This window comes from Aliivibrio kagoshimensis (genome assembly GCF_050337105.1).
GTDB lineage: Bacteria > Pseudomonadota > Gammaproteobacteria > Enterobacterales > Vibrionaceae > Aliivibrio_A > Aliivibrio_A kagoshimensis.
Genome location: NZ_JAKJSQ010000011.1, coordinates 16,651 through 41,272 on the forward strand (window position 1 = coordinate 16,651; position 24,622 = coordinate 41,272).

Annotated in this window: 23 protein-coding genes and 1 tRNA gene; 4 read left to right on the forward strand and 20 right to left on the reverse strand. The window is 42.4% G+C overall.

The genetic code is table 11. The annotated features are described in order from the left end of the window. Window positions 1-190 precede the first annotated feature (190 nt). Window positions 191-1,276 (forward strand): LacI family DNA-binding transcriptional regulator, encoded by a 1,086-nt coding sequence (locus L4C32_RS05765; RefSeq protein WP_428195910.1) that lies wholly within the window; start codon window positions 191-193, stop codon window positions 1,274-1,276. Here L4C32_RS05765 and L4C32_RS05770 read toward each other — a convergent pair. From L4C32_RS05770 to L4C32_RS05790, 5 genes are all read right to left on the reverse strand, one after another. Then, window positions 1,273-1,779 carry a GNAT family N-acetyltransferase gene (locus L4C32_RS05770; RefSeq protein ID WP_428195911.1) on the reverse strand — a complete coding sequence of 169 codons (507 nt, stop codon included), beginning with the start codon at window positions 1,777-1,779 and terminating at the stop codon, window positions 1,273-1,275. The genes L4C32_RS05765 and L4C32_RS05770 overlap by 4 nt on opposite strands. Window positions 1,780-1,909: 130 nt before the next feature. Next, window positions 1,910-3,910 carry a methyl-accepting chemotaxis protein gene (locus L4C32_RS05775; protein ID WP_428195912.1) on the reverse strand — a complete coding sequence of 667 codons (2,001 nt, stop codon included), beginning with the start codon at window positions 3,908-3,910 and terminating at the stop codon, window positions 1,910-1,912. A gap of 205 nt (window positions 3,911-4,115) precedes the next feature. After that, on the reverse strand, window positions 4,116-4,589 hold the full coding sequence (locus L4C32_RS05780; RefSeq protein ID WP_428195913.1) for a methylated-DNA--[protein]-cysteine S-methyltransferase: 474 nt from the start codon (window positions 4,587-4,589) through the stop codon (window positions 4,116-4,118). Between the two features lies 1 nt (window position 4,590). Next, the gene (locus L4C32_RS05785; protein WP_428195914.1) at window positions 4,591-4,899 is read right to left on the reverse strand and encodes an ArsR/SmtB family transcription factor; all 309 of its coding nucleotides are present in this window, start codon (window positions 4,897-4,899) and stop codon (window positions 4,591-4,593) included. Between the two features lie 72 nt (window positions 4,900-4,971). Next, window positions 4,972-7,530, reverse strand: coding sequence for a DUF294 nucleotidyltransferase-like domain-containing protein (locus L4C32_RS05790; protein ID WP_428195915.1), 2,559 nt, complete (start codon window positions 7,528-7,530; stop codon window positions 4,972-4,974). Window positions 7,531-7,893: 363 nt separating this feature from the next. On the opposite strand from L4C32_RS05790, the gene L4C32_RS05795 reads away from it, so the two are divergent. The 3 genes from L4C32_RS05795 to L4C32_RS05805 all read left to right on the forward strand — a co-directional run bounded on the left by L4C32_RS05795 (window position 7,894) and on the right by L4C32_RS05805 (window position 11,608). Next, entirely contained in the window at window positions 7,894-9,354 is a 1,461-nt protein-coding gene (locus L4C32_RS05795; RefSeq protein WP_428195916.1) for a DUF3360 family protein, read from the forward strand. Between the two features lie 176 nt (window positions 9,355-9,530). Beyond that, a complete protein-coding gene (locus L4C32_RS05800; RefSeq protein ID WP_428195917.1) occupies window positions 9,531-10,451 on the forward strand; it encodes a permease in 921 nt (306 codons plus the stop codon). A 143-nt stretch (window positions 10,452-10,594) separates the two neighbouring features. Beyond that, complete coding sequence (locus tag L4C32_RS05805; protein WP_428195918.1) at window positions 10,595-11,608, forward strand: CNNM domain-containing protein; 1,014 nt, start codon at window positions 10,595-10,597, stop codon at window positions 11,606-11,608. 68 nt (window positions 11,609-11,676) lie between these two features. On the opposite strand, the gene L4C32_RS05810 is transcribed toward L4C32_RS05805, so the two are convergent. The 15 genes from L4C32_RS05810 to L4C32_RS05880 form a co-directional block, all read right to left on the reverse strand. After that, window positions 11,677-12,522, reverse strand: coding sequence for a DUF6279 family lipoprotein (locus L4C32_RS05810; protein ID WP_428195919.1), 846 nt, complete (start codon window positions 12,520-12,522; stop codon window positions 11,677-11,679). Between the two features lie 140 nt (window positions 12,523-12,662). Then, a complete protein-coding gene (locus L4C32_RS05815; RefSeq protein WP_428195920.1) occupies window positions 12,663-13,154 on the reverse strand; it encodes a fasciclin domain-containing protein in 492 nt (163 codons plus the stop codon). Between the two features lie 158 nt (window positions 13,155-13,312). Next, the gene (locus tag L4C32_RS05820; protein ID WP_428195921.1) at window positions 13,313-13,735 is read right to left on the reverse strand and encodes a helix-turn-helix domain-containing protein; all 423 of its coding nucleotides are present in this window, start codon (window positions 13,733-13,735) and stop codon (window positions 13,313-13,315) included. A 4-nt stretch (window positions 13,736-13,739) separates the two neighbouring features. Next, entirely contained in the window at window positions 13,740-14,057 is a 318-nt protein-coding gene (locus L4C32_RS05825; protein ID WP_428195922.1) for a type II toxin-antitoxin system HigB family toxin, read from the reverse strand. Window positions 14,058-14,195: 138 nt separating this feature from the next. Continuing rightward, window positions 14,196-14,283, reverse strand: a tRNA-Ser gene (locus L4C32_RS05830). A gap of 88 nt (window positions 14,284-14,371) precedes the next feature. Then, window positions 14,372-14,926, reverse strand: coding sequence for a GNAT family N-acetyltransferase (locus L4C32_RS05835; RefSeq protein WP_428195923.1), 555 nt, complete (start codon window positions 14,924-14,926; stop codon window positions 14,372-14,374). Then, a complete protein-coding gene (locus L4C32_RS05840; protein ID WP_428195924.1) occupies window positions 14,926-15,360 on the reverse strand; it encodes an SRPBCC family protein in 435 nt (144 codons plus the stop codon). The genes L4C32_RS05835 and L4C32_RS05840 overlap by 1 nt, the downstream gene beginning before the upstream one ends. 39 nt (window positions 15,361-15,399) lie before the next feature. Beyond that, window positions 15,400-16,437 carry a hypothetical protein gene (locus tag L4C32_RS05845; RefSeq protein ID WP_428195925.1) on the reverse strand — a complete coding sequence of 346 codons (1,038 nt, stop codon included), beginning with the start codon at window positions 16,435-16,437 and terminating at the stop codon, window positions 15,400-15,402. A 74-nt stretch (window positions 16,438-16,511) separates the two neighbouring features. Beyond that, window positions 16,512-19,514: a DUF3857 domain-containing protein gene (locus tag L4C32_RS05850; RefSeq protein ID WP_428195926.1), complete on the reverse strand. Its 3,003-nt coding sequence runs from the start codon at window positions 19,512-19,514 to the stop codon at window positions 16,512-16,514. 110 nt (window positions 19,515-19,624) lie between these two features. Then, window positions 19,625-20,878, reverse strand: a complete 1,254-nt coding sequence (locus tag L4C32_RS05855) for a tetratricopeptide repeat protein (RefSeq protein WP_428195927.1) — start codon at window positions 20,876-20,878, stop codon at window positions 19,625-19,627. Next, entirely contained in the window at window positions 20,875-21,501 is a 627-nt protein-coding gene (locus L4C32_RS05860) for an energy transducer TonB (RefSeq protein ID WP_428195928.1), read from the reverse strand. The genes L4C32_RS05855 and L4C32_RS05860 overlap by 4 nt, the downstream gene beginning before the upstream one ends. Further along, window positions 21,498-21,905, reverse strand: coding sequence for an ExbD/TolR family protein (locus L4C32_RS05865; protein WP_428195929.1), 408 nt, complete (start codon window positions 21,903-21,905; stop codon window positions 21,498-21,500). Before L4C32_RS05865 ends, L4C32_RS05860 begins: the two co-directional genes overlap by 4 nt. Next, complete coding sequence (locus L4C32_RS05870; RefSeq protein ID WP_428195965.1) at window positions 21,896-22,429, reverse strand: MotA/TolQ/ExbB proton channel family protein; 534 nt, start codon at window positions 22,427-22,429, stop codon at window positions 21,896-21,898. The genes L4C32_RS05865 and L4C32_RS05870 overlap by 10 nt, the downstream gene beginning before the upstream one ends. Window positions 22,430-22,431: 2 nt before the next feature. After that, window positions 22,432-23,772 (reverse strand): MotA/TolQ/ExbB proton channel family protein, encoded by a 1,341-nt coding sequence (locus L4C32_RS05875; protein WP_428195930.1) that lies wholly within the window; start codon window positions 23,770-23,772, stop codon window positions 22,432-22,434. Further along, complete coding sequence (locus tag L4C32_RS05880) at window positions 23,772-24,560, reverse strand: DUF3450 domain-containing protein (RefSeq protein ID WP_428195931.1); 789 nt, start codon at window positions 24,558-24,560, stop codon at window positions 23,772-23,774. The genes L4C32_RS05875 and L4C32_RS05880 overlap by 1 nt, the downstream gene beginning before the upstream one ends. Window positions 24,561-24,622: the final 62 nt, after the last annotated feature.

Here is a 24,622-nt window from a genome sequence, read left to right on the forward strand (position 1 = left end):
GTTTTTTATTTATGTGAGCGATCACAATCATTAACTGTATTTTTCTATTTAAATTATAATACCCCATAAATCGCATGAAAACATAAGATATCTTCACATGTGAAAGCTCACAAATTTAGTGTGCACGCAGACATTAACAGATCAATTTTGTTATTATCCATGTCAATAGAAGTAGACCAATGGCACTAAGATGAGTAAGCAGAAGGAAGAATCAATCACGTTAGAGAATGTCGCAAAACACAGCGGCGTCTCGTATCAAACCGTCTCTCGAGTGGTAAATAACGCCCCTAATGTATCCGATAAAACGCGTCGCAAAGTACAAGCATCCATTAATGAGCTGGGTTACGTCCCCAACCGGCTGGCGCAACGTTTGGCCAGTAAAAAAAGCCATACCCTTGGTCTAGCCACTGTGGATATCTCATTGCATGCCGCTGCTCAAATTGCAGCTGGTACTAAACTTGAAGCTAAAAATCAGGGCTTTTCGGTTGTGCTTTCTATTATTGATGGATGTGAAGCTCATGGCTGCCAATCTGCGTTCAATGAACTCAATTCACAGCATGTTGATGGCATTATCATCAATGCGCCACTGGCCCCTCAACAAGCTGAAACACTAAGCCATAACAGCAAACAAACCCCCGCGATTTTTGTCGATGTTCCACCTAATACTCAAGTATTAAACGTGGTGTATGACCAGCATGAGGGCGCATCATTAAGTGCCCAACACCTTCTGAGTCTTGGCCACCAACAGATCGCTATTATTAACGGTCCAGCGTCGTCAAGTACCTCGGCACTTCGCCTGCAAGGAGCCACCGACACACTGTCGGCTCAAGGGATCTCTCCCATTTATGTGGCGGACGGTGACTGGAGTGCAGCGAGTGGATATCAATTGACTCGCTCACTCATTGAGTCGGGGTTGGCGTTTACTGCTATGTTGGTGGCGAACGATCAGATGGCATTGGGGGTGCTAAAAGCATTAAACGATCAAGGATTGAGAGTGCCTCACGATGTCTCCGTCGTAGGTTACGATGACACGCCAGAGAGCCGTTTTTATCAACCCGCACTGACCACAGTAAAACAGGATTTCCACCAGTTAGGAAAAGAGGCAGTATTACGTTTGGTTGAGAAAATTCAGGGCGATTCGCAGCAACCACAAGCTACGCTGCTACGGTCAGATCTGTTGATACGACACAGTAGTGGCCCAGTTAAACAACCCGCTGATATGGATAAACTCGCCGTAATTGACTCGCTGCAGCAGGTGATTCAGAAATTAGGCTAACGTCGCTGATAATGATGATCGGCATACCATTTACCGCCTATTTCGTAGGCATTTTCGACCACATTATGCAGAGAAAATCCGCACTTTATTAGCACGCGTTCAGATCCAATATTACCTTCAGTCACTACCGCATTATACTGGGTGATTTGATGAGTCTTCGTCGCCCACTCCACTAATGCTGCGAGGGATTCAGTGCCATACTGCTTTCCGTGAAACTCAGGCAGCAGTAGATACCCAACTTCTGCAACACCATCAACCAAAGTAAAACCAGTAATGCCGATGGCTTCACCGCTAAGTTTATCGGTAATGACCAAACATAACCAAGTGTCACCATTTGGAGTCCACGGCGATAAACGGGTTTCAAACTTCTCTTTGACTAACTCTACGTCCATTTCATCAAAACAGAGCGAAATAACTTGAGGCTCTTGATGCAGCTGCAAGAACAGCGGCCAATCTTTTTGGGAGATGGGTGTCATCATCAACCGCGTTGTTGTTATTTCCATATAGGGCACTCCTTGGCAAAACGTTAACTTAACACCTTAATATTATTCGCTATTTTTGCAAGGAAAATGTTTGGAATTGATTTAAGAGTCGGTGAAGTGAAAGGAGTACTCCTTTCACTTCAATGGTGAGTTATACCTTAAACTGACTGAGTACTTGGTTCACTTCTAGACCCAATTTATTGAGGTCTTCCGCTGAATCGGTTGTTGCCATTGATTTTTCTAACGTTTTAGATGAAATATCAGACATCATGTTAACGTTAATACTCACCTCATCGGCTGCCACTGCTTGCTGCCCTGCTGCGCTGGAAATTAATCCGATTGAGTCATTGAGTTGGCTAATAAACCCATCAATAGACGTTAACGCCTCTTCCGCTGAATGAACTTGAACCATGGTATCTTCTGAGTCGGCACAGCATTTGCTCATTGCTTTACTGGCCGTTTCTGAGCGTTGCTGCAAACTGGTAATGATCTCTTGAATTTCCGCTGTCGACTCTTGGGTTCTTGATGCTAGTGATCTCACTTCATCGGCAACAACAGCAAAACCTCTTCCCTGCTCCCCTGCTCGTGCAGCTTCAATCGCTGCGTTAAGTGCTAACAGATTGGTTTGTTCGGCAATGCTACGAATCACTTCAAGTACCGAACCTATTAACTCACTGTCTGAACGAACATCATCCACCGTTTTATTGGTATCGCTAAGTTGCTGAGATAACACTTTCATTGAATTGGCGGCTTCTAAGACAATTTCAGCACCTTTTGACGCGGTATCTGCGGTTGATTGAGATAGATTAGCGGCTTGGTCTGCACTGTGACTCACCTCTTTGGCACTCGCCGACATCTCAGTCATTGCCGAAGCAGCTAATTGCGCTTGCGATTGCTGATCTCTTACTTCATCCTGAGTATCAATAGCGGTTGTACTGAGCGCCTGCGATGAATGATGCATACTCACTGATACGGTATTTAATCGCGTAATTGAATTTTGCAACTTCTCGACAAATACATTAAATGATCGGCTTAACACACCAAGCTCATCCGTCCGGGTTTCATCCAAACGTTTTGTTAAGTCTCCTTCACCAACTGCAATTTCATCCATCGCTTCGGTCACTTCACGTAGTGGTTTACTTAGCAGTCGATTAATAACAAGGATAATGACCGAACACGTCACAACGAATAGGATTAATATAACAATAATCGAGAAGAATAGGGCTTCTTGGACTGGGCCGGTAATGGTCTCTTTAGGTACCATAAACCCTAAATTCCATTTTAGATCTATGCTCGAATCTGCTAGCTGATCGACCAATACGATGTACTCTTGATTATCATATCTAACGCTCGTGATGGTCTCGCTGTTTCGATTTGCCTGTTGCATCAAATCAGAAAAACCTGACGACTTAGGCACCAGTTGATCAATTTGATTCAGAGTCGGCAGCTTACTCATATCAAGATTTTTAGCGGTATCAGGAAACGAGATAATATGCCCATCATTGGTAAACAGAAAACCGTAACCAAGCTGCTTATAGTGCATCTTATCAATCAGATCTCGTTTGATCGCAGAGCCCAGGATATCAATGCCAAGCACCCCGACTAGTTTATTGCCTGAAGTTTTGACTACCGTTTTAATTGACGTAACAATGCTGCCATCATTGGCATCAATTTCAGGTCGAGTAATGAACATTCTGTTTTTATCTAACGCTTCAGACCACCATGGACGCTTACTCGTATAGTAGTTGGCATCATTGTAACGCCCATCAAGGTCGAAATATTCGTGGGTATTGGCCGGAGCAAAAAATACTGATTTAATCATTGGGTCTTGTGCTGAAATCGCTCTGAACTGATTCACAATACTTTGGTAGGTTTCATCACTGTCAATATCTGAACCACGCTCATCGTAGTTGCTAAACCAGTTGGTAATAAACGGTGAAACTTGCAGCGTTGTAACGACTCTTGATCGCGCTTTAAAGAACTCATGGATGCTGCTAGACGTTTGATCATTAATCAATCTAACCTCTTGTATTACTTCACTTTGAACCTGTTCTGCCCGTTCGCTGATCAATACGTAGGCGGTGACAATTGAAATGCCAGCCAGTAAACCAGATACGGCAAACACTACTTTCTTAGCAATCGAATTCATCATTTTCATCTGCTTTTTACATCCATTTCAGATCAATAAAGTGGTAAACCCTCTACAAATTGGGTTTAATTTGATGAACTTTACTACTTTATCGACATTTTGTCCTTTCTGTTTACTTGATAGAGTGCACAATAATATATAAAAAACGATGAATAAAAAAACCGCAATACAGTAAGCATTACGGGTTTATCCATACATAACTCTTTGATTAATAAGCGCCTTCTAGTTTCAATAAGGTCTCTTTGATCTCCAAACCACCAGCATAACCCGTCAGGCTGCCATTTTTACCTATTACTCGATGACATGGCACAATAATCGAGATTGGGTTTTTTCCATTTGCCCCCCCCACAGCCTGTGATGCTTTTGGGTTCCCAACCGCAATGGCCAGATCTTTATAACTCCAGGTCTCACCAAAAGGGATAGTCGTGAGCGCATGCCACACCTTTTGTTGGAATTCAGTACCGATTGCTGCTAATGGTATTGAAAATTCACGACGTTTGCCGCTAAAATATTCTCGAAGTTGAGTCACTGTTAGCTGCAAAATAGGGTGAGTGTCGGTTTGTTCACCGAGATCACTTAACTCAAATGAGTGATTCTCACACCACACGCCCAATAAACCGTCATCATTTGCATGAACCGTCATAGTGCCAATTAAGCTGTCAAACTGGGTGTAAACTGTCAAGTTATCCCTCCTCTTCGCTGCATTTCTCATCAAAACAGCACTCTTCTTGTAGAAAGCCGATCACTGCAGTTAGCTTTTCATATTCAGCGACACAATAAAGCGTACGTCCTTCCCGGCGTTGCGAAATTAACCCAGCCGATGCCAAACCAGAAACATGATGGGACAGTGTTGAACCAGGAATATCAAGTTTGTCTTGTACCGTTCCAACCGCAACCCCTTGGTAGCCTGCGCGAACCACAATTTTATATATGCTTAAACGAGTAGGATGACCCAACTCTTTCAATGCTTTCGCAACAATCTCAATATCCACGGCTCACTCCTTTATCTGCTTATATTTCGATGTTACTGGAAATGATTATTTTTGCCAACAATTAACGTCATCCTATAGAAAATCAATCGCTACTTTTTCATGAAATATTGAAATTCGGTTCAATACATTTTTTAAATTTTTCTGTTCCAAATTGGTGAGATCGCTAATCGCTAATACATCATTCACTTTTCGCAAATCCGTATATTCAATAATCTGGTTCATAAACCGTAGATGCCAAATATGATCAAAGATATATACCATTTCACGAAATGTTTTAGCATCGATCTCTTGTGCGGCTAGCAGTCCTCTTAATCGCCCCATCGTATTGACCTCTCGAATATCAAGCTTAAGCGCGTAGAGCCTGCAAAAAACCTCCATCGGCCGTAAACACTCCTTTAAATTGAGTGACGCTCTACCTTCATATTCTTCTGTTTTTATCTCGTCAGACGAATTCAGTGGCACTTCGTATGACAAGCAATTTTGAGCATAGGTGTATAAAAATTCAGGATGCTCTCGCAGTAGCTGCTGGAAATAAGATTGAATCCCATCGACTAACACAGCATCACCATACGTTGAGCGGATATCAAAAAAGACATTGAGTTCAAGAATCGACTCTGGTGATGCTTGTTGTATCCAATTACTGAAGTTCTCTTCCCACTCTTTTTGACTCAAGCACCATTGATGGTTAGAGGCCATGATCAAACCATCACAATAGCTATATCCTGCTTGATTAAGCATTGCACATACTTTTTCTGCCAAGTGCAAAAAATAGCGTCGAATAGATTTCAAGTCTGCATCGTCAGGAGTTTCAAAAACAATGGCGTTATCCTGATCTGAAAAAAGTGTCATGTCATGACGGGCATTACTACCAAACGACATAAATGAGAATGGCACTGGAGGCTCACCAATATCTTTAATTGTCAGTTCAATAAAGCGGCAAATTGCTGCATTATAAGTACTGCCAATCAGACGTCGTAAATAGTCTGGTCGGGTACCTGTTTCTATCATCTCTCGAATTAAATCTGGGAGTTGATTAAGAGACGCCACCACTTTTCCATGGCTGGCACCTTTTCCTATCTCAGTAACAATATTGCAGCTTATTTTTTGATAATCCGTGATTTGATTTATGCTGCCATAACTACCCCCATATATCTTTCGAACAATGGGACGGAATGAAACGACATGCCCGAGCTTTTCCGACAAAAAAATCTTTGATGTACTCAGAATGATATCAATCTGCTTCCCGGCTTTAGTTTCTAGCTGAGCTTCAAACTCCCCCGGCTCACTCTCGTGACTAAATAGCTTTGAAAGATGATCGCGTACTTCGGTATTTTGAGGAATGTCAGAAAAAAGCTCGTTCCAAATAGAGTATGACTTTAGCTCGATATCTGTGTAGCCAAGCAACTGATGCAGTCGGCTATTTGAAAAAATAATCTTACCATCAGCTTCCAGTATGTAGCCTTCATTAGAAGACTCAACTAAAGCACGGTATCTATTTTTCGCTTCATGTAACGCCATTTCAGCACGTTTTTTACGGTTTTCAATCACTTTAGATTGAAAAATAACATACCCCATTAACCCCATGAGCCCAAACGTAATGGCAAAGAACACACGATAAAGAACGCCTTCTAGACGATCAATTCCCTGTTGAACATCATCAAAATAGACCCCGGTACCAATGATCCACTGCCACTCTTCTACCCCCCTTACATAGGTCATTTTAGGAGCAGTAATAGTCGGATCATCTTTAAACTGCCACTGATACTCCAAGAACCCATGCTGCTCAGCCTTAACCAGTTTGGATATCTCGACAAAAACGGGGAATCCTGTCGTGTTTTCACTGTCGGTGTAGTAGGTTAAATCTTGTCCTTTTAGGTCGCTACGATATGGGTGCATCACCATTTTAAGATTCATGTCAGTAATAAAAAAGTAATCTTTATTTTCGCTACCGTAGCGCATCGCTTTAATATCTGCGGCAGCTTGGGACTGAGCATTTTCTCGGCTTAATTCTCCTCGTTGCTCTAATTCAATATAACGATCGACTATGCTCACCGCTGACGAAGTAAGTTCTTTCAACATTTGGCGTTTTTGCCCTAACATCGAATCCTCAACAAGAGGGACAATCACATAGATGATTGAGGTAATAAACAGCACAATCGCAGTAATGGTGGGCAACACGATTCTAAAGCTAAAACTGGCAAGTGAGTGGTGGCTATCTTGTTGGGATGTGTGAAGGCCATTAAAATAATCCGCTAATTCGTTGGCATCAAGAACCTCGCTTAACTCTTCGCCATGCGTTGATTCATGATATTTAGCGGTGAATGTCCCATTTTCAAAATCGGCACGAGATGGCAAGTAACCGTCGTAATCATCTCGCACGTGGGCTTCAAACACATTCTTGATTTGCTGGTTAGTATACTTCCCGCCAAACTCTTTAATTGCCTCTGAAAGTGCTTCTTTGCAATGGCGAAAACGACGATGATCATAGGGATCATACTCTATTTTCCTTCCCATTCTTAAAGAGTGATCACTGCCATTGTGGTCAAAAAAACCATCCACCCATTTATGGATATCTTCACCCCGAATACCAAATAACTCTTCCGTTCGAGTGGCATGTTCAGATATTTTCATTTTATAAATAACCCGAAAGTAATATTGACAGTATTGGGAAAAATGTGCGCTTGCCAACAAGTTTATGCGAAAGATGTATATTACACGTCAGTTTCATTCGCTAAATTAATCCAAATCAATAATTAAAACAACTACCTTACCTAGAATGTGCTTGATTGTTAAATCAAGCTGTACTGGGAGGTTTTTTGCCTCACTTTTAATCTTCATCGAGATAAAACAGCCATCATTTCCCTCTTTATTTTATGAATAGAGATGCATGGTAGCGTCTGGGACGTCGCATTTTACTGGTCGAAGGCCTGTATACCAAGCGTAAGTGGAAATAGGTGTTACTGAAAAGCTCGAGATCCTACAAGGAATAACACCATGTCTAAAAAGAGCACGACTTTTTATAGAGATATGCGCCGAAAAGCGCAAGAATTTGAAAATAGAGAAGATTTTCTCAATCATGATCTAAAGATCATGAACTTTAGACGTTGGGGGATTCATTTACCCAATCGTGATTACAGCATAGAAATAGAAGACTTTGTACCTGCTCTAGCCGCCACAATCGGTAAAGTGGTTATGGTAACTGCCATGGTTGCGGTGTTTGCTGCACAGTTTGGACTATCACCTGAGTTTGTTGCAGAAAACGTTCGTTATGAACTGCTGATTGCGGGCGGCCTGTTCGTTATTCTGTTCTCAGCCATCCTCAACCCTAACTCTAACTTGGCCGGTACGCATGGGCCGATGATACCACTCATCCCCCTCATTGCCGCAGCTGGAGGACACCCGTTGGCACTCGGAATCATGGTCTGTCTGTTTGGCTTACTTTTAGCCTTTACAAAAGGGGGGTCGAAACTGATGACTCTTACGGGGGTTGGTGTACGAGGAGGCCTCTTAATCTATTTAGGGGCAGTGGGACTCATTGGTCAAATTAATAAGACCGAAGTGTGGGCTTCAGGCAGTGATCAAAGCTATATCTCATTTGCCGTTATTGGTGTGACAGTGCTGGTCTACGCCTATCTGGCCAAAATCAATAAGCGCTGGTTAGCCATTCCATTGTGTTCTGCACTTGCAGGCATTGTTGCTTACGTATTGGGTGCAGAATTTGCCTTTACAACAGCACCGGGACTGCCGCATTTCAGCCCATTTTATTGGTGGGGTGAAAATACCGGTTGGCAATTAGGTTGGCCAAACATGGCGCACTTTATTGCGGTAACGCCTTTCGCTCTGTTAGCTGTGGCGATGTGGTCTCCTGACTACCTTGGTCACCGTGTTTTCCAAGAACTTAACTACCCTAAAGAAGCAAAGGGTGTGTTGATGAACGTAGATGACACCATGATGGTTGCCTCTGTTCGTCAAGGTGTTGGTGCACTATTAGGTGGTGGTAACTTAGCCTCATCTTGGGGCACCTACATGATCCCTGCAGCGATTGCTAAGCGCCCTATTCCAGGCGGTGCAATGCTGACCGGTATTATGTGTATCCTAGCATCCGTTTTGGGTTACCCAATGGATTTGGCGATGTGGGAACCCGTTCTACGCGTTGCACTGATCGTGGGTGTATTCTTGCCTTTACTTGAGGCTGGGATGCAAATGATCCACAAACATAAAGATTCGCTTAGTGCTGGTATCTGTATTTTCGCTTGTGCGTTTGTAAACCCAGTATTTGGATGGGCAACAACAATGCTGCTCGACAATATGGGGCTTATTGGCGACCATGAACGTGCTAAAACACTTTCGGCTAAAGATAAATACCTGATTCCTGGTCTTACATTTATCATTAGTGTCGGTTCGTTAGCGCTTGTAGGACAACTTCCTGGTATTCCTGCAATCATTGGTAACTAATCGAAAATTATCCAAGGGCGCTGATAACCTATCGCGCCCTTTCCACTTTTCACTTTCCACTTTTCACTTCATTTTTTATTTCAACTTTTATATTTCGATATTTCTAGAAATAAATTGACAGCACTAATGCCCGGGCGTATATTTCGGCTATTCCGGAAATATAGAGATCGATTATTATGTTCCAAATTACTCAACAAATGGTGATGGACACCTTAAACATGTTTGCATTTTTAGCCGTAGAACTCACCGTGCTATTTCTATTAATCAGCTATCTTGTCGGGGTATTGCAAGAGTATATTCCACCAGCAAAGATCCAGAATATCCTTAGTGGCAAAAAAGGCAGAGGTTACATTGTGGCGGGTTTATTGGGTGCTATAACCCCATTCTGCTCATGTTCAACCATTCCATTCTTAAAAGGCTTGCTGCGCGCTAAAGCAGGGTTTGGCACTATGATGGTGTTCTTATTCGCAAGCCCACTGTTAAATCCTATTATTATTGGGCTGTTTGCTGTCACTTTTGGTCTAAAAGTCACCCTGTTCTATTTTGCTATCGCGATGGGCGTTTCTGTTATTGCAGGTTACACCTTAGAAAAATTGGGGTTTGAAAAATACGTAAAAGAGACGGCCTACATAGCGCCACCAGCAAGCAGTTGTGGCTCCAGCTGCAGTGATAAGAAAAAAACCGTACCAAACAAGTGGATGAACATTTGGGTGACCACTTGGAGTGATTTCAAAAAAGTACTACCGTATTTAATCGGAGGTATCGCACTGGGTTCAATGATCTACGGTTTTATGCCAACTGAATTTGTGGCAAGCATTGCGAGTGAGAATAACCCATTTGCTATCCCTGTCGCCGCCGTGATTGGTATTCCATTGTATATTCGTGCTGAAGCGGTAATCCCATTAAGTGCAGCATTAGCTGCAAAAGGGATGAGCCTAGGGGCTGTTATGGCCTTAATTATTGGCAGTGCAGGTGCAAGCTTAACAGAGGTGATACTGCTTAAATCGATCTTTAAAAATCAGATGATTGCAGCGTTCTTGGTCGTGATTCTTGGTATGGCCATTAGTGCTGGATTTCTATACCAATTCATTTTCTAAAAGGTTCGGGCGAGTAATCTGAGTCTGCCTATTACCCTCCCTTTTAGATGCAAATATATTTGCATTCCATGATTGGAATTCTTTGCTAAACAGTAAATTTCATGCTACTTATCAGATTCAAAATTTACTCTTAGAAGAACCCAATGACACTGTTAATTATTTACGCTTCAATATCGATCATCGTTTCGTTCGTATGTTCAATTTTGGAAGCCACGCTACTCAGTATGACACCGAGTTACATCGCTAAAATGAAGCGTGAATCGCCAAAACTGGCCACAAAACTCAGCAAACTAAAAGAGAACCTAGATCGTCCTTTAGCCGCTATTTTAACCCTTAATACGGTCGCCCATACTGCCGGAGCTGCTGGCGTCGGTGCTCAAGTCACCTCTATCTATGGCAGTGCTTACTTAGGTATTGCCTCTGCGGTAATGACGGTCCTCATTTTGGTTTTGTCAGAGATCATCCCAAAAACCATGGGCGCGACGTATTGGCGTCAACTCGCCCCCTTAAGTGTCAATATTTTAAATATCATGATTTTCGCTTTGAAGCCTTTCATCATCGTATCAGAGCTGATTACTCGACGGATTGGCAAAGGTCATAGCCACGACATTGATATTCGTGAAGAGATTATTGCGATGGCGCTCGTCGCCAAAGAGACCAACGATATTGATGAAGATGAAAGCCGTGTCATTTGCAATATTCTCGATCTGCATAACATCAGGCTTAAGGAGATCATGACCCCTCGCGGTGTTGTCACCTCCATCGATGCCAATATGAATGTGCGCGATTTCGAAACATTCATATCAAACATGCCCTTTAGCCGCATCCCTCTGCTAAGCAATGATGAGCCATTTGGTTATGTACATAAATCCGACATATTGCATCATGACGGCGATACAAAACTGTTAACGCTTGCCAAACCGGTAGAGGTCTATTTACCCACACAAAATGCTGAGCATGTCTTTAATGAGATGTTACGTTCACGCAATCACCTCGCCACTATCTATGACGAACTCGGTACGTGGTTGGGGATTGTGACAATGGAAGATATTTTAGAGACCATTCTAGGCCGTGAGATTGTTGATGAAAGTGACGTCAATATCGATATGCGTAAAATGGCCAAATCGAAGTGGAAGAAGCGGTTAAAGAAATCATAAAACAATGAAAAGTGATCCACTTTTACTTCATAGAGCGCTGTAGTCTGAGCGCTCTATCTCCCTCTTTATTACAATAATCCCTCTAATTCTGCCTTTATCGTATCCAGCTCCTTATTCAACGTTTTTCGTTGTTGCTCATTCAGTGAGTTGATCAGCGCTGTTAGTGTCACTATCCACAGCTGTTCATTATGATCAATCTTGTCTAGATACTGCTGTGAGCGAAAAGCATCTGTACGCAAAATAGAATCTGTTAACGACTGCTCAAATGCGGATTGATCTTGACGCCTTGCATAGGCTTCACTCACGGAATGTGCCCATGTTCTACGAAACTGAATCCAATCATAAAAGGTAGGTTGAAGTTGAACGTTGGTAGTATTGAGTAACTCTCTTTGAACGGGTGTCAGCTTGCCGATAAATCCCTCGACCCGCTTCTCTATCTTCTCGAACCTATCCGCTAAGCGTTGTTGCTCGCTTAACGCTTCATATTTCGCCACTCTTTCACGATTTTTCTCTTCCGAAGCGGCTAAAAACATCGCTATTTGTTGATCATTTAACGAGTAGGCCAACCTAACCAAGCCAGGCTCACTGCGAATTAATAACTTTTGCCAATACCCTTGAATAGCGTTGAGGTAACTGGCTATATCTGTTTGGTCTAAGCCATTATTGATATCACCTTGAATCAACATAATATGAGTGAGGTAGTTCTGCAGCTCTACCCCTCGGTGCCACTCTAAAAAGGTGATTAAGTCAGCATCAAACTCACTCTCTTGCTCCTCAGTTAAGTTAACGTAATCATCTAAGTACCAATAGGTAAGCCAATTTAGATTGTTGTAGATGACGGTCGTCGAGCAGGCAGAAAGACCAACCAAAAGAAAAACCAGAAAGAGTCCACGATAGGTAGTGTTTTTAATCAACATCATCTCCGAGGGAAGTCGTCATCCATTCAAACGCAACAAAAGCTGCATTGACTAAAACTATAACCCATAGACACTATGTCTGTCGGTTTTAGTCATAGTAAATGCAACTCTTACTATACAGACTCTCTGGCAAGGGGCTATTTCGGCAGTAGGACAGTATCAATAACATGGATAACACCGTTACTGGCTTTTACATCAACCATAACCACATTGGCGTCATTAATCATTACCTTACCACCATTAACCTTAACCATGACGTCTTGTCCTTGCACGGTTGTCGCACTCTCAATCTTCACCACATCAGCAGCATAGACCTTACCTGCAACCACATGGTAGGTAAGAACGGCCACTAGCTTATCTTTGTTTTCAGGTTTCAACAGCATTTCAACCGTGCCTTCAGGCAGTTTTGCAAATGCGGCATCTGTTGGTGCGAACACAGTAAACGGCCCTTTACCTTTCAGTGTATCAACCAACCCAGCTGCCTTTACCGCCGCGACCAGGGTATTAAACGATCCATTGGTTGCGGCAACATCCACAATATCTTTTTTCATACCACCAGCATGAACCATCGTATTCATTGCAAATGTTGCGATCATAATCGTAAATAGTGTTGTGATTTTTTTAAGCATAATTTAACCCTCATTAAAAACGTTTATATTTATCTCTCAGCAATAAATACGCGCCTTATCGAGAACTGGATCACTTTAGGTAAGGGTTTTCTTTCTTGGGTTCTAAAACGAGAAAACCCCAGCATTTCTGCTAGGGTCTTGAATGTGGCTTAGTTTAATTAATCAATGAACATGGATACTGGCACACCGAAACGAGCCGAAAGCGCCTTAATATGCTTTAGCGTCAGAGAACGCTTACCGCTTAAGATCATCGACACCATAGACTTCGTACCAATCTCATCTTTCAAGTCACTTAATGTTAATTTATGCTGATCGATAATGACTCTTAACATCGCGATACCAGGCTCTAACTGTTCAATCGCTTGATTGAATTCACTAAATTGCTCAGCTTCATCCTCATACTTCTCAATCACCGGAAACATCAGATCTATAACCGGCTTATGCGCATCATAATCTTCAATGAGCACCTCCATAGTGGCTAACAGCTCGTGATATTGACTTTCAGAAGTAATACCTGTTATCCAAGGCATCTCTTCATTGACTTGACTGGCGGCCTTATCTAGTACGGCTATATCTAACATCGTCTCACCTCTTCAACTTCTTCTCACGGTATTGCTTAGTTATTCTGTCGTATTCCGCATGACTAACAATATTTTTAATAAAGCATCGATTTCCTACAAACTCAATAAATGCAATCAACCTCAAATTATTGCCACCGATATCAATTACCCACCACTTATCGACGTACTTAAAATTGTCTAACGACGGAAATACTTTCCTTAGTTCATCAGGGCTTTTTGCTTTACTCGCTTTTAATACTTTATAAGTAGCATCTAAAACATCAGCATCGTTTGGGTAAAGCTTCTTCGCATTTTCAAAAGGTTGTTTACTTATAACGTGCATGCATTTACCCGCTTGTTCACTATATGTGAACACTATACCTCAGCTAAGTGTAGTTCACAATCTGTGAACCAAACGAAAATGGTGTAAATAATGCCCTAAAACGAGAAAACCCCAGCATTTCTGCTAGGGTTTTGAATGTGGCGGTGAGTGAGAGATTCGAACTCTCGGTACGTTGCCGTACACACACTTTCCAGGCGTGCTCCTTCAGCCACTCGGACAACTCACCGTATCGTTAAACAGCATTACTGCAAACGAGGCGCTAATTTAATGATTTTATGGGGCTTGGTCAAGTCTTCTTTGTTAAAAAATAGCAGTTATGAGTTCAACTGGTTATTTAGTGACTTATCTTGCTTCAACATAGCTAAAATCACCGTATCCCACCACTGTTCTTTAAAGTATCGGTGTTCAAAAAACCGGCCTTCAATACGCATACCTAACCTTTTACACAGCAAAATTGCCGCTCGGTTATCGGCAATGGTTTCAGCGTAGATACGATGCACATGCAGCTGATTAAAACCATAATCGATGAGTGCTTGCATCGCTTCTTGGGCATAGCCTGAGACTTGATATTCACGCGCTAGACCGCAACCGACTGACGCTTGTCTATTACCTTCGATTCTTAGCCCACAAACGTCTATAAACTCGCCGCTCTGTTTATGAGTGATTGCCAAATTGTACTTTGTGCGTGGTTGTTCTTTAGATTGCTCAATAAACATCTCAACCAGTTGACTGGCCTTCTCTATTGAACAGTCATCTTCATCATAGAAACGTTGATACTTGGCGTCTTGAGATAGCTGAATATATGCCTCTTCATCATGCTCATTCACGTTCCGAAGTATCAATCGCTCTGTTTCGATGAAAAAAGTCATTAGCTTTTTGCTTCAACGTACGCTTTTAAGCTACCTAGCAAGAAGCTCCAGACGCTTTCATCCATCAGGTTATACATCTCTTTGGATTGGATGTTGCTCTGTTCCAGATGAATCAGCGTAGAGCCATCTTGTGCTTCTAAGCGATAGCTAATCACTAAGTGGTTCTCAGGAAGCCGCTCTGTGCCGTGATTATCACTCCAGTAGCGGTAACGATATTCAATCGGCGGTTTGATCGCTTCAATCACACCATAGTCAGTAAAGGGCTGCTCGTTCACTTCCCCGTGATAGTGCACTTCTGAACCTAACTGCCAATCTGATACCACCTTTTGTAAGGGATAATATTGAACAATTTGTTCGGAATCAGTCAGCGCCTTAAACACCGTATAGGGCTTGGCATTGACTAAAAGTGTTTTATTGATGGTGTAGGTTTCCATTTATCCACTCCTTTGTACTTCACGTTCTCTGATGTAGCGCTATTGTTGGGCGACAAACTCAATATTGCGGTGGTTATTATACCAAAGGGTTTGTCGTTCTTTCTCAGTCTTATGTTTGGTCTCGATTGGATAGCCATCGATATCGGTAGGCACCGTAAATGACATATTTCGACTTGAGTTGGCACTGAGTGGGGGTGAAAAAGTTACTTCTCGCCAAATACCCACCTGATAGAGATCGACTTCCAATGATGCCAGTGATTTGTCACTGTTATTAATGACCACAAAGTCTATCTTTCCATAATCATCCTGCCACTTGTCTTGATCCCAACGAAAATTCTCCGTTTTAATCGAGTTTATATCCTTAATCTCTTGATCTTGAATTCGCTCGGTGACTCTTAAGTATTCGGCCTCTGTCGCTGCTTTCTTCTCTTTTTGCTTAGACGATTCATAGTCATAATAATAGCCACTCACGGTATCCCCAAGATCATTGCTGTACTCATTAAGTATCGAGACTTGAGGTGCCATAAAAAACCCAAACGTAAATATCAATGCAGCAATCACACCGTGTTTAAAGCTCTCTCGGTTTATCGAGTAAACGAATGTTGATACAAGCAGCATTGCACCAATGAAAAAGTAATGGACCTCTGGTTTCGACATGAGATAGCTAACAATCAAGCCCCCACTTGAACCGACTAATAACGGCGTTATCCATAAAAAATTACTTTTGGTTTCATTTTTGTCTTGATTCACTTTTTCTGCTGTTGTCTCTTTTTCTTCTCGTTTTTCACCTAATTTCACATAGCTAAACAGACTTTTCTCTGGGTCTGGCGCGCTGGTAACATCAAGTGTGAGCAAATCAGCATCATCGTGACATAACCGCTCACCAATAATTGGTAGAGGATCGCAAGCTGTGCCTGCTAGTTCACTGTGCACCACTCTTTTTCCCAGATTGGTATTCACAATACCAATACTGTCACCGACAGAAATCTCATCTCCAACCTTCACCGACAGACTTTCAATGATCATATAATCGATATGTTCAGGCAGATGGCTAGGTCTAAAACTGATGATTGGCATTACGCACTCCCTCTAAACTCATTGTCGCTATCCTTAGCATTTTTACTCTCAACTTTTGTTAACAATACTGTAACTTATATTTTAGCACTGTCCCACTTCTGCTTGAGAGTTTTGACGAACTCTTTATCCAACTTCTCTTCAGCAGAGACGTAAAGGATGAACTTGCTCTCATCCTTTCGAATAATGGTAACCGTCGTATTCTCTTTGGAGCCATTCGAGTAGTTAACATGAATATCCTTTATTTCAGATAATTGCTCGGTATGCATGTAAAATTTTCCATCCTCTTTCCAATAGGAGAATACCTGATTATCTGTGAATCCATTCCCATCTTCTTGAATGTTCCACAACGAATCGCTGTAGAACATGACGACATCTTCCGTTGCTGGAAATACGTTTTTTCTGTGCATGAATTTCAGGTCATGACTCCACAAATGCTTACCGCTAATCGCCTCTCCTGTCGGCACCAAATGGGATTCGTAGGCCAGGACAACAATAAGCGTCGGGATAAACAGTATTGAAAGTAAGTTGTGACGGAGTAACCATCTTGAATTGTAGCGATACGCTTCGCCTTGATCACTGTTGATTTGATTGATGTAACTGGCCAGTGGAAAAATCAGTAGCCCTGTCACAATCAGTACTGGCAGCCAAAAATAATCCACCTCACTTAAGAAGATAATGATGAGATAAAGTAACGCGAGCGGTACGGCCAGAAAACTGGAGATAATCCGATTTTCTCCGAACCTATTTTGGCTGTCCTTAACTAAGTATCGAAACAGTGACCAATAGAGAAATTGATTAAAAAAAGCACGTACATAAGGCAGAATCGAAGGCTTCACTTCTGCTTTGATATAAACCCAGTTACGATAAAACCAGTAGTAGGGATAAAAACCGCACGTTACGAGCGTTAAGAAAAAGATTTTAGTAAGAGAAACAGGATAAAAAACCACCTCATCATGGCTTGGCATCACTCTGGCATCCATGCGCCAATTAATAACGATAAACACCATCGTCACGGCATACACAACCAGTAACGCTAAGAAAATAATAGGTACCCAATCCGTATTAAGGTCCCCCTCATTGCTCGGTGTCTCTTCTGTAGTAGCATCAGGTTTAAAATACTCAACGATGCCATAGTTACTGTGCTCAACTGATCGGGTTCGAGCAGCCAAATAGTTATCAAACTGCTCGACCAATACTCTGTCGGTGCGAGAGTTATATTCATAATTTAAAACCAATTTTTTGGCTTGCTTATCAAAATTAACTTGGCGTTTATAGTAGAAAAATGGATTGTCTTCGATAAATGTTTCGTCTTCGAAGCTCCAGTTATCTGATGCAAAATAAATGTTGATGGTGCGTTTAATGTTTCTAGGGTGCAACAGAGCATAAGGTGATTGCCGTGCTAGTTGATCCGGCTTGCTTAACTCTAGATTGATACTTGTGGGATAAAATGCCCCTTCAAAGTACCTTTCCTCCTCATTTCTCACCCAGAACTTAGGCAGCGCAAACGAGCGCTTCATCACTACCTCTCCTGAGTGACTGTTATCCTCTATCGATAATTTGGCCGTTGCTTGAACCGACTGGTAATAGTCCTCCCAAAAATCGACATACTGCTTTTGTAGGTCAGCCAAACCATACTCTGCAAGCCGATAACGTTGACGTTCTGACTCTAAGCCATAAAAAAGAGCTGTCGAATTGAAAGTCACTTCATCATGATTCTCTTTGCTCAGGTCAAACGTGTCATTAATCACTACTGAGGCATGTCGCAGCTGTTTACCCATCACCTCCAGATCACTCAAACCCGGTTTAATGGTTAAGGCATACTGATAGTTCGGCTGGAAGAGGTTATCCAAATTCCCTTTTTGGTACTGCCTCGTGGGATCCAACCAGTAGGCTTTGCCTAAGTATTCAACTTTTACGATCACATGATTAAACGCATTAATCATCGCTGGATATTCAGCAAGCTGACTCTGATTTGAAGTATGAACCAGAGCTGGATAGGCTTTTATTCCAAACTGTTCCAGAATCGATATCAGTAGTACCGCTTTGTCTTTACAGTCACCGTACCTGCGTTTTAAGGTCTCAGTTGCCAAGGAGGGTTGGTGAGAATTGATACCCGTTTCAATCCCAAGGTAGCGTATCTCACTTTGTACATACATGAGTGCCTGGGCTATCTGCTCAGACGGATCTGTGCTGTGTTGACGGATCTCATCGGCAATGGCTTTTATTTTTTCATCTTTAGAGAGTGCTTTTTGATACAAGGGAAGTGACCAATTGACCACATCTTTCCAACTCGGCATCTCAGTGAAAAACACCTGCCCATAGGGGTTATACCAATCTGGAGTTTCGCTGTTTGAAAAAACTAACCTAGAGTCCTCTGCAGCGACTGAATACTCAGTAAATGAACCTGTTTGTTTCTGTTTAATGTCAACATCAGTGCGCAATGTCGTCACATTAAGGGGCGCTTTTTTACCCCATAATAGACGAGTAAACTGCTGATGAACGGGAACTGACCAATTGACATATTGACGATGAGAAAAAAATCCTCCGTAAACAGGGTTCTCTCCTTCCAGCGTATAACTGTAATCAATGATATCGCCGACTCGTACGTCGTTTAAGATAATGCTTGCCGTTAATCGTCCATCATAGATCAATTGATCCAACTCTGTTTCTCTTTGAATGATGTTGATGTCGGCATCTGGCAGTTTGTTGATCACCTTTCCATCTCGGATTAACTGTAGATGATGAAAAGAGAGAGTTTCATAGCTAGGATCAAACTCAATGGCAATTTGAGAGCTCTCTTCTAATCCCTGCTGATTGATGATCAAATCGGCATAATGCTTGTAAAAGGCCGTTTTTTCACTCTTCGATACTTTGATCTGCTTATCGACCAGCAAATAGTAGACCCCTCCCACCACGTCGTCATAGGGAATATCGTCTGGCTGAACTGCAGCTTTCACTTCTACCCATGCTGGTAACGGGCTTTTTTTTACCTCATTGTGATTACTGGCCCAAACCGGATGAATAAGGCTTGTTACCACAAATAAATACAGAATATAAAGTAAGCGCTGACGTTTCATAGTGTTCTCAATATCGTCACCACAATCGGCCATGACGAGGTTAACCCATAAGTTTTGCGTATATATTACACAATTCTTATCGATGTATAACTATGAATCAATGTGTTACATCACAACTCTGACTTGAAAGAGGTGTTAAGAAGGTGCTGCTTATTTTGGAGATAAGTGACCCAAGACTTGGCAGACTCTGACGGGAACTGTTCATTAAAGCGCTTTGCTGCTAGCAACGCTTTTTCATACTGATGCAGTTTGTAAAGTACTCGAATGTGTACCAGAGCAAACTGCTGTGGGTCTGCGTAAGTTTTAGCGCTAGTTAATGTGTTCAAACTGGATTGATAATTGCCCTGCTGCAGCTGTAACTTTGCAAGGGGCCAACTGTGTTTAGCGTTGATCGAGTTTAGCTCTGTCCATACCTTAATTGCCCTGTTCCACTCTTTTGCTTGTTGCCAATAAGTGGCTAGATAAATGAGTTGCTGTTCTGTGCGGGTTGTTGGAAAAGCCTGCATCATCTCATCACTGATACGGGCTGCTCGCTCTGGCATTTTTTGCTGTGCATACAGCTGACTGAGCGCTTTGTAATCACTGACTCTAAACGCAACACCTTGCTGCTTGGCGAGTGAATAGGTAATCAACGCTTCAGACGACCTTTTTAACTGAAATTGCACCGCGACTTGCTGTCTCCACCAATTGGGTTCATTGGGCTCCATATTAATCAGCATTGCTAATGTCCGCTCTGCACTCTGCCAATGCTTTACATTCAGTTGTGCCACAACGGTTAATTTCAGTACTTGTAGTTGATCATTTCGGTCAGCTGGTTGATATTTATTGAGTGTACTAAGCGTTTCTGTCCAGCGTTGCAGTTGATAATTTGCTGTCGCTATTCGCAAGAAAATTTCGTTATTTTTCTGCTGCTGTTTGGCGTTTTTATCTTTTCCTTTCGATTCAAATGACGATGCTGTTAGCTGCTGATAATGCCCTATTGAACGCTTATACTGCTGCTCTGAGAAAAGAATATCGGCTAACATTCGCTGGGTTTTCCATTGCGATTCAACTGACAGTGCATGTAGTGATATCGCATTTTCCAATGCAATAATTGCCTCATTCGGTTTGTTATCCCGCCACAAATAAACACCTAAAACACGGCCAACAAATGCCTGGTCATATTTTGATGATGGCTTATGTTCGGTAAGAATAGTGATGGCTTGCTCAAGCTTATCTTGCTGTTGCAAAACCGTGGCTTGTTGAACCTTAAGCGCCGTATACCTATTTAATTGTTGCGCATTGAGAGTAAAACTCATCACAAAAGCGCCGAACAGCAGTGTCGCGGTTAATAGTAGTCTGAATATTAGGGTTAATATACTCATTGGTTAATTTTAAACTCAAATTTTTTCTTCTGATTTAACTGTTTTACCGCTTTACCATTCACAAGTTTAGGCTGATATTTGGTCTTTTTAAGTGCACGTATCGCCGACCGCACAAATATTTGCGAAGGCTCTACCTCGACCACGGTGATATCTTGTGTTCTGCCTTGCTCATCGATATTAAACGCCAGTGTCACATACCCTTGCATACCCCGTTTCAATGCTCTTGGAGGATATTTAGGTTCCACTTGATACAGAGGAATGGCTTGTTGATTCTTTTCTAATCCAACCAAAGAAGGCATAGAGATAGCCACACCAAAATCGGTTACTGCTGCGATAGTAATACTCGGCACAGTGTTGGGTAGTGAAGCAACCGACACCGAACTTTGTAATTCAGAATTCAATGCTAAAGATTGCGGCTGTTGAGGCGTTTTCGGCCTTTCGGGCAGGGCTCTCTGTCTACGCTGTACATCAACTTCGGAGTCCATTGCGTAAACATCAAACAGAAGTGGTGAAGCACTTCTTACACCTTGATTGTTGGGCTTCTCGACAATATTGGCCATAAGTACGAACAAGATAGCTGTCATTGCCAGAGCAATCGGCATGGATATCAGCAGACGAATCACGACTTAGGATCCGTGGCAATGGCGATTTTAGATATACCCGCTCCTTTCGCAGCATCCATCACTTCAACAACCGTACCATTGTAGGCGTGCTTGTCTGCTTGAATCACTAAACTGGCTTCGGGAAGATCGCTGCTTAGATGCTCTAACACCGCTTGAACCCGTTCAATATCTACTCTGCGCTTATCAATATACACATCGTTTGCTGCGGTAACAGCCACAAAAATACCCGCCTCACTTTGACTGCTTGAGTGACTTGCTTGCGGACGATTCACCTCGACCCCCGACTCTCTAACAAAAGAGCTGGTGACGATAAAAAAGATCAACATGATAAACACAATATCCAGCATCGAGGTGAGATCAACTTGTGCTTCTTCTTTCTGTTTTGCTTGGCGTATTAAGCGCATGCGCTGCTCCTTAACTGCTGTTCAAGTCGTAACTCGCGTCGATGTATCGTTTTCGATAATCTCGAATGAGCAAACAGCCCCGCTAAGGCAGCCACCATTCCGGCCATGGTTGGTAACGTGGCCATTGAAATGCCCGCCGCCATCAATGTAGGCTCACTACTGCCCTGTAATGCCATCATATCAAACACTGTAATCATTCCGGTTACCGTACCAAGCAAGCCTAGCATCGGGCATAGGGTGACCAGTGCTTTAATAAAGTCCAAATGTTGGTTAAGAGATAGGTGTGCTTGTTGAATAACACCTTGCTTTTTAGCATGTGCAAACCAAGATTCATGCTCTGTTCTTAGTTGCCATTGAGACAACCACTGCTTTTTCATCTTAGGATAACCCCACAATAAAAAGACAATCCGTTCAATAATCAGAGTCCAACTTAACGCTACCACGGCGGCTAACCACCATAGAACCATACCTCCCCGAGTCATGAACTCACTGAGTGCGTTGAGATGAAGGGAAAGTAAATCCATCATCACAGTGTCGCTTCTGCTCGTTCAGCGACTAGGCTAACACTCTGTTTTTCTAGCGTTCCTTTGATGGCCTCTGCGCGGCTGGATAACAGGTTATGAGCGAGCAGCAGTGGCATTGCCGCAACTAAACCTAACACCGTGGTCATTAAGGCCATAGAGATACCGCCAGCCATCACTTTAGGGTCGCTGTTGCCAAACTCTGTGATGACTTGGAAGGTCTCAATCATACCTGTCACCGTTCCTAGTAACCCTAACATAGGAGCGATTGCTGCCATCAGTTTCAGCATCGAGAGTCCCTGTTCCAGTCCTTGTTGCTCATCGATGATTGATTCAAGAAGCCTTAGCTCTAGCGATTCGATTGTCTGCTCTTTTTCACGCGTAAAGACTTTTAAGACTCTTCCTAACGGGTTATCCGTTATTCGGTCAGGATTTTTAAGTTGTTTGGTGATTTGCGTTTGAACTTTTAATAGAACAACACCGCGGTATAGCGTAATCAATAAACCGATAATAAGCAGTGCGATAATAATCTGACCAACTACCCCACCCTGTTCAATTCGCTGTTTGATTGTAGGTTGAAACTCAAATTGTGCTAAAAGCTGGCCACGAGTCGGATCAAGCAATAACGCTGATGCCGCAGTGATCGATGTTGATGTTGGTACTTCGTTAGGCTGAGCGAGATAGTCCGTTGCCTGACCCTGCACTGAATCCCAGTTCAAATAACCATTGGTACCCACTAAGGCTAGATCACCTAAACGAATAGCTTGTATAACGGCTTGAGTACCGTTGCCGTCAATATAGTTAACATCAACCGCTACGATCTCCCCACTTGAACGAACCTGTTGCTCCATCACTTGCCATAATGAAGTGAGTAGATCCAGTGAAGGGAGGGCATCAGTACTGATAACTTGTTCAACCGCTTCCATTGAGCGAGTCTGTTCGATTGTTGCAAAAGAGTGCTTGAGATCTGTATTTACCTCTTTAGCCACCTGTCTTACTACTCCAAACATCTCTCCTAAGCTGCCCGTTTCTAGTTGAAGTAGCTGCTCTTTTTCAGCCAGTTTTTTTTCGTTTGCACTAAACTGTTCAGCCAAATTCTGGTTTTGCGCCTCAACCGCTTTGCTCATTTTTTCTAATTGCTTTAATGCCGCTTTCAGTTGAGCTTTGGTCTGTTTACTGCTCGTTTCTCGGCTTGCATTATGCTGGCTCTCTGTCTGTTGATTCGCTCTGGCTTTATTATCCAATTGAGTAATATCACTAGCATAGGATACTGAGTGTAGGGTTAGAGTGAACACGGTAAACAAAATGGTTGCGATAGACGGCAATTTTAGATTGGTAAGGTTCATTACTTGTTCTCCCAATGTGTTGCCACCGGTAGGGAGAGCGGTAAAGATAGAAGCTCAGGGGCCTGTTTCTTCTCTGCAATAGCGAACGCTTTATCCACAGAAAATACTTGTTCCACATTAAGCTCGTTCCACTGTTGCTGTTGTTTAGAGTAAAACCAATGCTGTTGGTTGTTCATGCTACGCGCCACTAAAACAATTCGCCCTAAATGCAACAGTGATACTTGCCTCACCTCGCCGTTTTTCAGAGTGATTTCATCATTATAAATTCCCATTTTAGTGCCGTAATCAATTTCGATTTGATACGCTTCTAATAGGCGACGATATTTTTCAGCTTCACTCACATCGGCGCGTTTCATCAGTTGATTAAGTTCATCCAATCGTTCATAACGCGAGGTGATTCTCACTGGGATATCTGTGTCTATCATCTGTTGTAACGCAAACAACATGTGATACATCAATGGGACGATACCCTGTTTGGTCACCTTAATATCGTCGATTTGTTGTTCTAAGCTGCTTAGCTCACTGTTTTGACTCGCTACTAAGTTTGCTAAATGTTGCTGATAGAGCGTTAAATTGTTGAGTGCTACTTTCTTTTGCTCAATTTGCGCTTTGAGTTGCTCTATCTCTTTGAAATCTCTATCAATCACGGATTGGCTCTGACGAGACTCTGCATTCGTTTGGCTTTCAATATCTCTGGCTTGTGAAAGTGAGTCAGCATATACAGGGGGCATGTGCATTACAGTGACTGATACCAGTAGTAACAATATCATTGCGTTAAAACGATTCATTTGTACTGTTCGTTGAATTTTCATGTGAATAATTTTACTGCCATCAAAGATAAACGAATGTA

What these genes read in the sequence shown, in the direction of transcription:
- L4C32_RS05765 (WP_428195910.1), top strand. Translation starts at nt 191, where the DNA reads ATGAGTAAGCAGAAGGAAGAATCAATCACGTTAGAGAATGTCGCAAAA.
- L4C32_RS05770 (WP_428195911.1), bottom strand. Translation starts at nt 1,779, where the DNA reads ATGGAAATAACAACAACGCGGTTGATGATGACACCCATCTCCCAAAAA.
- L4C32_RS05775 (WP_428195912.1), bottom strand. Translation starts at nt 3,910, where the DNA reads ATGATGAATTCGATTGCTAAGAAAGTAGTGTTTGCCGTATCTGGTTTA.
- L4C32_RS05790 (WP_428195915.1), bottom strand. Translation starts at nt 7,530, where the DNA reads ATGAAAATATCTGAACATGCCACTCGAACGGAAGAGTTATTTGGTATT.
- L4C32_RS05795 (WP_428195916.1), top strand. Translation starts at nt 7,894, where the DNA reads ATGTCTAAAAAGAGCACGACTTTTTATAGAGATATGCGCCGAAAAGCG.
- L4C32_RS05800 (WP_428195917.1), top strand. Translation starts at nt 9,531, where the DNA reads ATGTTCCAAATTACTCAACAAATGGTGATGGACACCTTAAACATGTTT.
- L4C32_RS05805 (WP_428195918.1), top strand. Translation starts at nt 10,595, where the DNA reads ATGACACTGTTAATTATTTACGCTTCAATATCGATCATCGTTTCGTTC.
- L4C32_RS05815 (WP_428195920.1), bottom strand. Translation starts at nt 13,154, where the DNA reads ATGCTTAAAAAAATCACAACACTATTTACGATTATGATCGCAACATTT.
- L4C32_RS05820 (WP_428195921.1), bottom strand. Translation starts at nt 13,735, where the DNA reads ATGTTAGATATAGCCGTACTAGATAAGGCCGCCAGTCAAGTCAATGAA.
- L4C32_RS05825 (WP_428195922.1), bottom strand. Translation starts at nt 14,057, where the DNA reads ATGCACGTTATAAGTAAACAACCTTTTGAAAATGCGAAGAAGCTTTAC.
- L4C32_RS05835 (WP_428195923.1), bottom strand. Translation starts at nt 14,926, where the DNA reads ATGACTTTTTTCATCGAAACAGAGCGATTGATACTTCGGAACGTGAAT.
- L4C32_RS05840 (WP_428195924.1), bottom strand. Translation starts at nt 15,360, where the DNA reads ATGGAAACCTACACCATCAATAAAACACTTTTAGTCAATGCCAAGCCC.
- L4C32_RS05845 (WP_428195925.1), bottom strand. Translation starts at nt 16,437, where the DNA reads ATGCCAATCATCAGTTTTAGACCTAGCCATCTGCCTGAACATATCGAT.
- L4C32_RS05850 (WP_428195926.1), bottom strand. Translation starts at nt 19,514, where the DNA reads ATGAAACGTCAGCGCTTACTTTATATTCTGTATTTATTTGTGGTAACA.
- L4C32_RS05855 (WP_428195927.1), bottom strand. Translation starts at nt 20,878, where the DNA reads ATGAGTATATTAACCCTAATATTCAGACTACTATTAACCGCGACACTG.
- L4C32_RS05865 (WP_428195929.1), bottom strand. Translation starts at nt 21,905, where the DNA reads ATGCGCTTAATACGCCAAGCAAAACAGAAAGAAGAAGCACAAGTTGAT.
- L4C32_RS05870 (WP_428195965.1), bottom strand. Translation starts at nt 22,429, where the DNA reads ATGGATTTACTTTCCCTTCATCTCAACGCACTCAGTGAGTTCATGACT.
- L4C32_RS05875 (WP_428195930.1), bottom strand. Translation starts at nt 23,772, where the DNA reads ATGAACCTTACCAATCTAAAATTGCCGTCTATCGCAACCATTTTGTTT.
- L4C32_RS05880 (WP_428195931.1), bottom strand. Translation starts at nt 24,560, where the DNA reads ATGAATCGTTTTAACGCAATGATATTGTTACTACTGGTATCAGTCACT.